Source organism: Streptomyces sp. NPDC001770 (assembly GCF_053596135.1).
In genome coordinates, this window is the sequence record NZ_JBSFFN010000059.1 from 21408 (window position 1) to 32306 (window position 10899).

Genomic DNA, 10899 nt, shown 5'->3' on the forward strand with positions numbered 1-10899 from the left:
AGTTCCCTACCGGATCGGCGCGGCCTGCTGCTCGCGCTCCTTGCGGTCCTTCTCGGCGGCCTCGAAGGCAGCGGTGAAGGCGGCCAGCTCCTGCTCCGTCATCAGGGTCACGCCGAGCGCCGTGGCGACGTCCGTGATCTTGGCCTCCGCCTCGACGCGGGCCGCGTCCGAGGCATCGTTCTCCAGCAGCACCTCGAACTCGGCGTGGTAGCCCCACGCCTCACTCCACTTGACCGCGATCTCGACCCCGTCGAAGCGGAAGTTGTGGCGGAAGTTGAACGCCTCGTGCATCGCGGTCTCGAATCCGAGGGCGTTGAACACCTTCACCGCGGCAGGGACATCGGCGGGGGCGATGTCGAACTCGGTCTCCGCGAAGGCCGCGCCCTGCCCGATCCTGCTTCCCTTGAGGGTGATCTTGGCGGTGCCGGCGGCGGTGTTGTCGGTGACCTTCAGGAGCTGGTCGGGGAGCACGTAGAAGTAGATGTGCTTGTCGTCGGGGCCCAGGTCCTCTCCGTTCTCCTTCAGACGGGTGACGAGCAGGTCGTGAGCTTCCTTGGTGAAGCGGGCACGCATCTCGATCTCGACGGCCACGGGGCTGGTGCCTCCTTGTTTCAGGCATGGCGAAGCCAGCCGGACCCTGCCGTGAGGGGCCTGTCCGGTCGGGCGATCGCTATGGGGTCGGTGGTGGAACGCGGGGTGATGCGGCCGACGCTGGTGCCGGCCGCATCACCCCTGTGGATCTGCAGTGTCAGCCGAGGGCCCCGAAGCGCTCCTGGACGACGCCCGAGTGCAGGTAGGTCGGCAGCTGGATGCCGCCCACCGACGTACGGCCGGTGGCGACCTGCTCCTCCGTCTCGCTGGGGAAGCCCTCCAGCAGACGCAGGCACTGCTGGGCCCATTCCTGCGACGCGGACCAGTCGCCCAGGTCGCGGTGGCGCACTGCCAGGGCGTACGCGGTCTCGGTGGCGGCCCACCGGTCGGTCGCCAACTCACGCTGGAAGATCGACTCCAGCTCGTCGGTGGAGGCCAGGCGGGTCTGGTTGGTCATGGTGCCCTCTCGGATCAGACAGTCGTGCCCCAGTGCTGATCAACGCCCCGGCGTCCCTGCGGTGACGCCGTGACCCGCTGCTAGTACGTGTAGATCTCGGCCAGCGTCTTGTAGTCCTGCAGCTCGTCCTTGTCGAACCACAGCTCCACCTCCTGCTTGGCCTCCTCCGCGTTGCCGGAGGCGTGCACGAGGTTCGCGACCGCCTTGCCCGACGCGATGCTGGCCGCAGCGCTGTAGTGCGAGAAATCGCCCCGCACCGTGCCGGCCGGCGCCTGATTCGGGTACGTGCTGCCGACGATCTTGCGGACGGTGGCGATCGCGTCGAAGCCCTCCAGCACCAGGGCGATGACCGGCCCCTGCTGCATGAACGTCGCCGTGAAGCCGTAGACCTCCGAGCCCAGCCGTTCCTCGAGGTCGAAGTAGTGCTTGCGAGTGAACTCCTCGTCCATCCACTTCATCTTGGTACCGACGATCTTCAGCGCGGCATCCTCGAATCGAGTGATGACCCTTCCTGCCAGGCCACGCGCCAGCGCATCGGGCTTGAGCAGGACGAGCGTGCGCTCGACAGTGTGTGCCTGAACCTCGGCCATTGACTCCCTTTCGCCTTGCTAACAACCACACATGACGGACGATCAGCCGTCACCGGCTGAGATTACCGGCGCTGACAGAGCGGTTCGGGCGTCCGGGCAAATGCCCCGGCCGGGCGAACGTGGGTGGGAGGACCGACGACCAGCCGAACATCAGGCCCGATTCGGCCAACTTCCCTGTCTCTGCTATCCGCCGGGAGTGCGCACTTAGAATCCCCTTGTGGTCGACCGGCGCTTTAGCGCCTCTTATGAGCCTCCCAGGGCCTGAGCCTTCGGAAGCGTGATTCCTTGGCCCCTGGTGTCTACGATTCTTCCGGGGCTTCTGCAGCGCGACCATGAAGCGCCAGTGCAGTGGGAGTGCACTTTCGGCGCGCAGGTTCCTGCACCGGAGCGGCGACGAGGGGGCAGCTTTGTGGACGTGATCGAGCGCTGGAATGGCCGTTACGCCTGTCTGCTGCAGTCCGCCCTGCGGCTCGGCAACGAACAGTTCGCCGCGCGCCTGGGTATCGCCGTGAGGACCGTGGCCGCCTGGCACTCCGACGCGTCTGTCGTGCCTCGCAGGGAGATGCAGCAACTCCTCGACACGGCCCACGAGCAGGCTCCGGAGACTGTTCGACAGCGCTTCGCGCTCCTGCTGGCGAAGGAACAGACCCCAGCGGACTCGACACCGCCAGGCGCGCAGGCGCTACGGGTAGCCATCGCGGTGGTCGTCCGCGACAGCGATGTCCTCCTGGTGTGCCGGCGGGGCGACGACGCCGCTGGAATCACGTGGCAGTTCCCGGCCGGCGTCATCAAGCCGGGAGGCAAGGCGGAGACCACCACTGTGCGGGAGACCTTGGACGAGACGGGTGTCCACTGCGCGGTCCGGCAGCACCTCGGGAACCGCCTTCACCCCGTGACCGGCGTGCTGTGCGAGTACTTCCTCTGCGAGTACCTGGCCGGCGAGGCCACGAACAGCGACGCGGCCGAGAACATCGACGTCATGTGGGTCCCCAGAAACGCGGTGCCTCGCTTCATCCCCGTCGATACGATCTTCCCACCCATCCTGGCCGTCCTGGAGGAGCAGACATGACGAACCAGAACACGGCCGAGCGCCCGGGCATTGCCGCCGCGATCGTCGTGACCGAGGGCCGCGTGCTGATGGTGCGCCGCCGAGTCAGCGAAGGACAGCTGTCCTGGCAGTTCCCGGCTGGAGAGGTCGAGCCCGGCGAGGCCCGCGAGGACGCCGCTGTACGGGAGACCCAGGAAGAAACCGGGCTGATCGTGGCGGCCGTGAAGCTCCTCGGCGAGCGCGTCCACCCGAAGACGGGCCGGCTGATGTCGTACACCGCATGCGAGGTACTGGACGGCACGGCCCACGTCGCGGATACCGAGGAGCTGGCCGAACTGGCTTGGGTCGCCCATGGCGAGATCCCGCAGTACGTGCCGTACGGCCTCTTCGAGCCGGTGCAGGACTACCTCGACGCGGCCCTGCCCTCCTGAGCGGCCTTGGGCCACAGAAGTACGTGCAGGGGGCGCATCGTCGTTGTCGGGGCTCGGGCCGAACGGTGGAGCACGGCCGGTGGCCGGGAAGGCTCCCCGACCACCGGCCTCCGTTTCTGTATGGGGCGCGGTGCCTGTGCGCGCAGTCCTTGTTCGAGCGGAGGAAATGAGCGCCCGCAGCGACGACGGTTATGCACGTGGACACCGGCGGCCTGGAGTTCTTCGAGGGTGGCTTCATCGACGAGGACCTGTTCCTCGTCGGTGAAGGGGCGTCCGTCAATGTGGCGGAAGGCGAGAGTGTCCGGGGGCGGTTGAAATTCGTGTCGAACAGCGGAGGTCGCAATGGGACTTCTACAGGCCATCCACCAGCGGGTTCCTCGACAGACACTTCCCCGACAGCACCCCACCCTGGTCGCTACCTGCCAGGTCCTGTACTCGATGCGTCCCGCCGGGATTGACGTTGGATGCTGATTGCTCCAGCCCAAACCGCCCATGTCGAGTCGGTGGCGGGCACGGGTAATTGCAGCGCAGGCGATGCGAGTTTCGATGTCGTCGGGCAAGAGGTCACCATTGTCGTCCGTCTTTGCTTGGTCCATCCGCTCAGTGAAGCCCTCGCCGACGCGGACGCAATTTTCGACCCTCGGCCTTGTCGCGCCCAGGGGTGGCTGCGGGCGCCCGCTCACCACCCGCCCCCGCGCTCCAGGCTCGCTCGACGCCACGTACGGCTGCTGGGTGCACAACCTCAGGGCCCGCGCCGGACGCTGAACCCCGTCGCGCCCCGGGCCGGCCCCGGGGCGGCGTAACGTCGGTGGGCATGGTGCACGTACTGAGCAGCAGGACGCTGTTGCGTCCCACCGACCCCGAGCGCACCCGCGCCTTCTACGGCCAGGCCCTCGGCCTGGCGGTCCACCGCGACTTCGGTAGCGGGCCGGAGCGCGGCACGGTCTACTTCCTGGGCGGCGGGTTCCTCGAAGTCTCCGGCCGGGGCGACACCCCGCCCTCCCCCGACCTGCGGCTCTGGCTCCAGGTCGCCGATGTCGCCGCCGCCCACGAGGAACTCCGCGCACGCGGTGTACCGATCCTGCGGCCGCCCGTCCAGGAGCCGTGGGGGCTGATCGAGATGTGGATCGCCGATCCGGACGGGCTGCGTATCGCGGTGATCGAGGTCCCGGCGGACCACCCGTTGCGCAGCCGTCCCTGAGGACTCGGACAGGACGGACCGGACCCGCCCCGCCCCGGCCCGGCCCGGCCCGGACGAGAACCGGCACGCGGCCGGGGGGCACGCCCCAACTCCCGTTGCGGGCTTACGCTGCCCCGATGCGACGCATCCTGGTCGTCGGCATCACCGGTGCCGGCAAGTCCACCCTCGCGCGGGCCCTCGGGGCGCGGCTGGGTGTGCCCTGGTACGAGATGGACGCGCTCCACTTCTCCGGGCCCGGGTGGGCGGTGAGCGCGGAGTTCGGGCGGGCGGTGGCGGCGATCGTCGAGGAGGACCGCTGGATCTTCGACTCGTACGGGTACCCGGAGGTCCGCGACCTCGTCTGGGAGAGGGCCGACACGGTGGTGTGGCTGGACTACCCCCGGCGGGTGGTCATGCCGAGGGTGTTGCGGCGCTCACTGCTGCGGACGGTGACGCGGCGCCGGATCTTCGGCGGGAACCGGGAGCGGGCCGTCGAGTGGCTGTCGCGGGACCACCCCGTGCTGTCGTCCTGGCACGGGCACGCGGCGCGGCGTACGGAGATCAGCGGGCGGACCGGGGCGCCGCGCGGGGCACCGCTGCGGGTGGTGCGGTTCGACTCGCCCCGCGAGGCCCGGCGGTGGCTGCGTGGCCTCGCGCGCGAGGACGCGGGCAGCCCGTCCGACGTGGCGGCCGACGCGGCCTGAGTGGGGCGCTCCCCCCGCGCGACGGCTGCCCCGCCGCCGCCTCACCGGGCGGTGGCCGCACCGGACCGCCGCCCCGTCCGACGTCCCCGTCCGACGTCCCCGTCCACGGCCAGGGAGCCGTTCGGGGGTCTTACGAGGAGGCGCGGACCACCAGTTCGGTCGGGAGCACCAGGTGACGGCGCTCGTCGGTGGGGTCGGTGATCTGCTGGAGGAGGACCTCGGTCATGGCGCGCCCCATCTCCTCTATCGGCTGGCGGACGCTGGTGAGGCCGGGCTCCATGTGACGGGCCACCACCGAGTCGTCGAAGCCGACGAGGGCCACGTCGTCCGGGATGCGGCGGCCGTGCTCGCGCAGTACGTGGCGGGCGCCTGCCGCCATCACGTCGGAGGCGGCGAAGACGGCGTCCAGGTCGGGGTGGCGGGCGAGCAGCTCGGTCATCGCTCGGGCGCCGCCCTCCTCGGTGAAGTCGGCGAGGGCGATGAGGCGTTCGTCCGGGGCGAGGCCGGCTTCGGCGAGGGCCCTGCGGTAGCCGTCCAGGCGGCGCTGGGCGCCGTAGACCTCCAGCCGGCCGGTGATGGTGCCGATGGTGCGGCGGCCCTGCGCGATGAGGTGCGCGACGGCGCTCCGGCCCCCCTGGAAGTTGTCGGAGTCGACCGAGGCGAGCGGCTCGTCGGCGCCGCGCTGGCCGCTGATGACGCACGGCATGCCGAGCTGCTCCAGGAGTTCGGGCAGCGGGTCGTCGGCGTGCACGGAGACGAGCAGGACGCCGTCCACGCGGTGCGCGGTGAGGTACTGGGCGAGTCTGCGGCGCTCGCGGTCGTTGCCGGCGAGGGTGAGGAGCAGCTGCATGTCGGTGTCGGCGAGGGCGGCGCCCACCCCGCGCACTATGTCGGAGAAGTACGGCTCGGCGAAGAAGCGGGCCTCGGGTTCGGGTACCACGAGCGCGATGGCGTCGGTGCGGTTTCCGGCCAGGGCACGAGCCGCGCGATTGGGTACGTATCCCAGTTCGGCGATGGCGGCCTCGACCACTTCGCGGGTCTGGTCGCTGACGCGCGGCGATCCGTTGATGACGCGGGAGACCGTGCCGCGGCCCACACCCGCTCTGACGGCGACCTCTTCGAGCGTCGGCCGCCCGCCACCCCGTACGCGTGCTGACACCATGTCCGCCTCCCGTTTCGCCGTCAACTTCTCACAGTCGAATATGTCGAACCAAGCCCTGTCGAAAGATTCCCTTGACACGTTTCCGGACCCGGGGGCTGCCGAAGAGCACCAAATTTGGGAGCGCTCCCAATCGTACGGGACGGGTCCCGGGTCTTTCGTTGGGATCAGGCCGGGTCGGGGAGCGGGGCCGGGTGTTGTGCGTCGCAAGGCGGATGAGGGAGTCGACGCGGAGCGTCGGCGACCGACGACAACGCCGCGAAGTGCGGCAACCGGGCACGCGAGCCCGGCAAGACCCCGACGAGAGGCCCCAGGTCCTTCGTTGGCAGGACCCCGACGAGAGGCCCCGGGTCTCTCGTCGGGATCAGGACGCACGAAGACCCGGCCGCATCAGCAGCCGGGTCTCGGTACCGGGGGCGTGTGGAGCGCCCCCGTGACGCAGGGTGGGCGGGGAGGCCGTCTGCGCCGAGGAGGTGCCGGGGGAGTCCTGGCCGGTCAGGCGGCCAGGACTCCCCCGGCACCCCCGGGCTCGACGCCGCGGGTGCGGAAGTGTCAGGCCTGCGGCAGGCCGTGACGGCGGATCACGTCGGAGTACCAGCGGGCACTCGCCTTGGGGATGCGGGTCTGCGTGGCGTAGTCGACGTAGACCATGCCGAAGCGCTTCGAATAGCCGTACGCCCACTCGAAGTTGTCCATCAGCGACCAGAGGAAGTAGCCGCGGACGTCCGCGCCGTCGGCGATCGCGCGGCGGACCGCGTCGATGTGGCCGTGCAGGTACGCGATGCGCTCCGGGTCCTCGACGCGGCCCTCGGGCGAGACGTAGTCGTCGAAGGCGGCGCCGTTCTCGGTGACCATGAGGGCGACGTCGGGGAACTCGCGGGCGGTGTCGACCAGCAGGGCGTGCAGGCCGTCGGGGTCGACGGACCAGTCCATCGCCGTGACGGGCTTGCCCTCGGCCTTGTGGAAGGCGACGTGCTCCGAGCCGGGCCACGGCGAGTGCGCGCTGTCACCGTGCGCGTGGCTGTTGCTCTCCGCGCCGCCGCCCGACGGGTCGGTGACCAGGGTCGGCGCGTAGTAGTTGATGCCGAGGACGTCGATCGGGCGGGAGATCGTCGCCAGGTCGCCGTCGTGCACCAGCTTCGACCAGTCGACCAGGTGCTTGGTGTCGGCGATCAGGTCCTCGGGGTAGGCGCCGTGCAGCATCGGGCCGGTGAAGACCCGGTTGCCGACCGCGTCGATGCGGCGGGCCGCGTCGACGTCACCGGGGGCGTCGCTGAGCGGGCGCACCTGGTGGAGGTTGAGGGTGACCGAGGTCTGCGCACTGGCGGGGATGGAAGCGCGCAGAGCCTCGATCGCCCGTCCGTGGGCGAGGTTGAGGTGGTGGGCCGCCTGGAGGGACGCGCCGGGGTCGGTACGGCCGGGGGCGTGGACGCCCGAGGCGTAACCGAGGTAGGCGGAGCACCAGGGCTCGTTGAGCGTGGTCCACGTGCCGACGCGGTCGCCGAGGGCGCCGGCCATGATCGCCGCGTAGTCGGCGAACCGCTCGGCGGTGGCGCGCTCGGGCCAGCCGCCGGCGTCCTCCAGCTCCTGCGGGAGGTCCCAGTGGTACAGGGTCGCGACGGGCTGGATGCCCGCTTCGAGCAGCTCGTCGACGAGCTTGCGGTAGAAGTCGAGGCCGCGCTCGACGGCCGGGCCGCGGCCGGTGGGCTGAACGCGGGACCAGGAGATGGAGAAGCGGTAGGCACCGAGGCCCAGCTCCTTCATCAGCGCCACGTCGCTGCGGTAGCGGTGGTAGTGGTCCCCGGCGATGTCACCGGTGTCGCCGTTGTGGACCTTGCCCGGGGTGTGGGAGAAGGTGTCCCAGATGGACGGCGTGCGGCCGTCCTCCGAGGCCGCGCCTTCGACCTGGTAGGCGGCCGTGGCCGCGCCCCAGACGAATCCGGGCGGGAAGACGAGGGCGTCGGCGGCCTGCTTGGGGGCGAGGTCAGGGCGTACAGCTGTCATGCGGGAGCGCTCCCATGGATGAAGAGGAAGAGGGGGGATCCGGTGCCCGCGCGGGCACCGGTGGGGGCGTCGCGCGGGCGCCCGGAGGTGCGGGCCGGTTGTATCAGCCCTTGACCGCGCCGGACATGATGCCGCCGACGATCTGCTTGCCGAAGACCACGAACACCACCAGCAGGGGCAGCGTACTGATCAGGGCGCCTGCCATGACGATGGACTGGTCCGGCGTGTACGAGGCGCTCAGCTGGCCCAGAGCCACCTGGATGGTGGGGTTCGCCTGGTTCAGCGCGAGATACGGCCAGAAGAAGTCGTTCCACGCCTGGACGAAGGTGAGCATGCCGAGCACCATCATCGCGGGGCGCGCCACCGGAAGCACCACGCTGAGCACGATGCGGAAGTTGCTCGCGCCGTCGATCTTGGCGGCCTCGATCAGCTCGTACGGAAGCGCCTCCAGCAGGTACTGCCGCATGAAGAAGACACCGAACGCGCTCACCAGGGTCGGGAAGATCACCGACTCCAGCTTTCCGCCCCAGCCGATGTCCGACATCATCATGAAGAGCGGTACGACGCTGAGCTGCGGCGGGATCGTCAGGGTGGCGATGACCGCGGTCATCAGCCAACCGCGGCCCTTGAAGCGCATCTTGGCGAAGGCGTAGCCGGCGAGGGTGCAGAAGAACAGCGTCGCGGCGGTGATGGACGCCGAGACGATGAGGGTGTTGACGATGGCCTTGCCGAGGTTGGCGTTCTCCCAGGCGGCCTGAAGGTTGTGCCAGAGCCGGCCGCCCGGCAGGAACGGCGGCGTGCTGGCCAGGACTTCGTCCTGGGTGTGCGAGGCGGCGACGAACGTCCAGTACAGCGGCAGGATCGAGCCGATGCCGATGACGATCAGCGCGATGTAGGTGAACGGCCCGGCCTTGTGGGTGTCGCCCGCGCCCATGGCGAGGCGGACCTTGCGGGGAGCGCGACGGTCCGGCTTCGGACGCCCGGGGGCGGAGACCTTGGCGGGGGTGCTGGTGATGGTCATGAGAGGTATCGCTCCCGGTCAGGCCGCGGAACGGCGTACGAAGCGGCTGATGATCCAGTTGATCAACGCGATGGCCAGCAGAATGGCGAGCATGACCCAGGCCACGGCGGCCGACAGGCCGAGGTGCTGCAGGTTCCAGCCGTAGTTGTAGAGGTAGATGCTCAACGTCTCGTACTGGTGCTCGGTGCCACCGATGGCGCCGATCGCGCCGCCTTCCAGCAGCAGCGGCTCACCGAACAGCTGCATGGAGCCGATGGTGGAGATGACGATCGTGAAGAGGATCGTCGGCCGCAGCGAGGGGATGGTCACCTTGAGGAACTGCTGCCAGCGGTTGGCGCCGTCCAGCGAGGCCGCCTCGTAGAGGTCGCCCGGGACGGCCTGCATCGCGGCGAGGTAGATCAGCGCGTTGTAGCCGGTCCACCGCCAGATCACGATGACCGAGATGGCGATCTTCGAAGTCCAGTGCCCGTTGCCCCAGTTGGTGTCACCGAAGCCGACGAAGTGCAGGACCCAGTTGAGGAGCCCGCCGTCGGTCCGGAAGACCAGGGCGAAGACGAGGGCCGCGGTGGCGACCGACGTCGCGTACGGCGTGAGGATGATGGTGCGCCAGAAGGTGCTGGCCCGCAGCTTGTAGTTGAGCAGGTGGGCCAGGCCCAGCGCCACCAGCAGCTGCGGAACGGTGGAGAGGACACCGATCACGAACGTGTTGCTGAGGGCCGTCCAGAACTCGGAGTCCTGGAAGATCTTCGTGAAGTTGTCGAAGCCGACCCATTCCATCTGGTCCATGCCGGTCATCTCGACCCGGTGGAGGGCGATCCAGCCGGTGTAGATGAGCGGGTAGAGACCGAAGGCCGCGAAGACCAGGAAGAACGGGGCTATGTACGCGTACGGGGACGCCTTGTCGTCGAACCGCCACAGCCGGCTCCGCCAGGTCTGCCGGCTGCTCGCCGGTTGCTGTCGGGAACCACGGGGTGGCGGGACGTAGGCGTCCCGGGTGGGGGTCGAGGTTGCCACGGGCGGGAGTCCTTCCCTGGGGTGCGCCGGCGGGCGCGTCGATCGGTACCGGGCCGGCCCGGATGCGGGACTGCGCGTCCCGGTGCGGTGCCGAGCGGTGCCGGTCGTGTGGGGCTGGATGGGCGGAGCCGTTCGTACCGGGGCCGGCCTGTGCGGAGCCGGCCGGCGGGGCGAACGGGATGGTGCGGGCCGGGGAGGGCCGGTGGTGCGTACGCGCGGACGGGCTCTCGGAGCCTCTGGGACGGCGAGCCGGCGGAACCGGTTCTCACCCTTCGCCCACGAGCCGGGGAGGCCGGTGGTTCAGCTGCGAGGACGCCCCTGCGCAGCGGGCCGGGGAGGCCGATGGCTCGGCCTCGGCGGCGGGCCGGAAGGAGGCCCGATGGCTGTCCGTGCGGGTGGTGCGGGTAGTGCGGGTAGTGCGTTGGGTACCGCGTGCGGTGGTGCGGGTGGTGCCGTGTGCGGGTGGTGCCGTGCGCGGTGGTGCTGCGTGCGGTGGTGCCGTGTGCGGGTGGTGCCGTGGTGCTGCGTGCGGGTGGTGCTGCGTGCCTGCCGGTGGTTGCGCGTACCGGCCGTTCCTCGCTGTCGGCCGTTCGCCCCGGGCCCGGCTCGGCAACGGCAACCTCGGCAGTGTCGCCTCCGGGCGGGTGTCCTACACCCTCGGACTGGAGGGGCCGGCCGTCACGATCGACACCGCCTGCTC

General features: G+C 70.0%; 12 protein-coding genes. 5 read left to right on the top strand and 7 right to left on the bottom strand.

Going from position 1 to position 10899, the window contains the following annotated elements:
• Nucleotides 1–6: 6 nt before the first annotated feature.
• The 3 genes from ACWCSV_RS32525 to ACWCSV_RS32535 all read right to left on the bottom strand — a co-directional run bounded on the left by ACWCSV_RS32525 (nt 7) and on the right by ACWCSV_RS32535 (nt 1638).
• Nucleotides 7–591 (bottom strand): hypothetical protein, encoded by a 585-nt coding sequence (locus tag ACWCSV_RS32525; protein WP_451148477.1) that lies wholly within the window; start codon nt 589–591, stop codon nt 7–9.
• 157 nt (nt 592–748) lie between these two features.
• A complete protein-coding gene (locus tag ACWCSV_RS32530) occupies nt 749–1048 on the bottom strand; it encodes a hypothetical protein (RefSeq protein ID WP_451148479.1) in 300 nt (99 codons plus the stop codon).
• An 80-nt stretch (nt 1049–1128) separates the two neighbouring features.
• On the bottom strand, nt 1129–1638 hold the full coding sequence (locus ACWCSV_RS32535) for a nucleoside-diphosphate kinase (RefSeq protein WP_451148481.1): 510 nt from the start codon (nt 1636–1638) through the stop codon (nt 1129–1131).
• Nucleotides 1639–2047: 409 nt separating this feature from the next.
• Here ACWCSV_RS32535 and ACWCSV_RS32540 point away from each other — a divergent pair, with 409 nt between their 5' ends.
• The 4 genes from ACWCSV_RS32540 to ACWCSV_RS32555 all read left to right on the top strand — a co-directional run bounded on the left by ACWCSV_RS32540 (nt 2048) and on the right by ACWCSV_RS32555 (nt 5001).
• Nucleotides 2048–2707 (top strand): NUDIX hydrolase, encoded by a 660-nt coding sequence (locus tag ACWCSV_RS32540; RefSeq protein ID WP_451148483.1) that lies wholly within the window; start codon nt 2048–2050, stop codon nt 2705–2707.
• On the top strand, nt 2704–3117 hold the full coding sequence (locus tag ACWCSV_RS32545) for an NUDIX hydrolase (RefSeq protein WP_451148485.1): 414 nt from the start codon (nt 2704–2706) through the stop codon (nt 3115–3117). Before ACWCSV_RS32540 ends, ACWCSV_RS32545 begins: the two co-directional genes overlap by 4 nt.
• A gap of 814 nt (nt 3118–3931) precedes the next feature.
• Nucleotides 3932–4318, top strand: coding sequence for a VOC family protein (locus ACWCSV_RS32550; protein ID WP_451148487.1), 387 nt, complete (start codon nt 3932–3934; stop codon nt 4316–4318).
• A gap of 116 nt (nt 4319–4434) precedes the next feature.
• On the top strand, nt 4435–5001 hold the full coding sequence (locus ACWCSV_RS32555; RefSeq protein WP_451148489.1) for an adenylate kinase: 567 nt from the start codon (nt 4435–4437) through the stop codon (nt 4999–5001).
• A gap of 130 nt (nt 5002–5131) precedes the next feature.
• Here the strand turns inward: ACWCSV_RS32555 and ACWCSV_RS32560 are convergent, their stop codons facing one another.
• From ACWCSV_RS32560 to ACWCSV_RS32575, 4 genes are all read right to left on the bottom strand, one after another.
• Nucleotides 5132–6163, bottom strand: coding sequence for a LacI family DNA-binding transcriptional regulator (locus ACWCSV_RS32560; RefSeq protein ID WP_451148491.1), 1032 nt, complete (start codon nt 6161–6163; stop codon nt 5132–5134).
• 549 nt (nt 6164–6712) lie between these two features.
• Nucleotides 6713–8164, bottom strand: a complete 1452-nt coding sequence (locus ACWCSV_RS32565) for a GH1 family beta-glucosidase (RefSeq protein WP_451148493.1) — start codon at nt 8162–8164, stop codon at nt 6713–6715.
• A gap of 103 nt (nt 8165–8267) precedes the next feature.
• Complete coding sequence (locus tag ACWCSV_RS32570) at nt 8268–9185, bottom strand: carbohydrate ABC transporter permease (protein ID WP_451148495.1); 918 nt, start codon at nt 9183–9185, stop codon at nt 8268–8270.
• An 18-nt stretch (nt 9186–9203) separates the two neighbouring features.
• Nucleotides 9204–10199, bottom strand: a complete 996-nt coding sequence (locus ACWCSV_RS32575; protein WP_451148497.1) for a carbohydrate ABC transporter permease — start codon at nt 10197–10199, stop codon at nt 9204–9206.
• Between the two features lie 179 nt (nt 10200–10378).
• Here ACWCSV_RS32575 and ACWCSV_RS32580 point away from each other — a divergent pair.
• The coding region (locus tag ACWCSV_RS32580) for a beta-ketoacyl synthase N-terminal-like domain-containing protein (RefSeq protein WP_451148499.1) at nt 10379–10899 on the top strand (521 nt) is incomplete at its 3' end.

What these genes read in the sequence shown, in the direction of transcription:
- ACWCSV_RS32530 (WP_451148479.1), bottom strand. Translation starts at nt 1,048, where the DNA reads ATGACCAACCAGACCCGCCTGGCCTCCACCGACGAGCTGGAGTCGATC.
- ACWCSV_RS32535 (WP_451148481.1), bottom strand. Translation starts at nt 1,638, where the DNA reads ATGGCCGAGGTTCAGGCACACACTGTCGAGCGCACGCTCGTCCTGCTC.
- ACWCSV_RS32545 (WP_451148485.1), top strand. Translation starts at nt 2,704, where the DNA reads ATGACGAACCAGAACACGGCCGAGCGCCCGGGCATTGCCGCCGCGATC.
- ACWCSV_RS32550 (WP_451148487.1), top strand. Translation starts at nt 3,932, where the DNA reads ATGGTGCACGTACTGAGCAGCAGGACGCTGTTGCGTCCCACCGACCCC.
- ACWCSV_RS32555 (WP_451148489.1), top strand. Translation starts at nt 4,435, where the DNA reads ATGCGACGCATCCTGGTCGTCGGCATCACCGGTGCCGGCAAGTCCACC.
- ACWCSV_RS32560 (WP_451148491.1), bottom strand. Translation starts at nt 6,163, where the DNA reads ATGGTGTCAGCACGCGTACGGGGTGGCGGGCGGCCGACGCTCGAAGAG.
- ACWCSV_RS32565 (WP_451148493.1), bottom strand. Translation starts at nt 8,164, where the DNA reads ATGACAGCTGTACGCCCTGACCTCGCCCCCAAGCAGGCCGCCGACGCC.
- ACWCSV_RS32570 (WP_451148495.1), bottom strand. Translation starts at nt 9,185, where the DNA reads ATGACCATCACCAGCACCCCCGCCAAGGTCTCCGCCCCCGGGCGTCCG.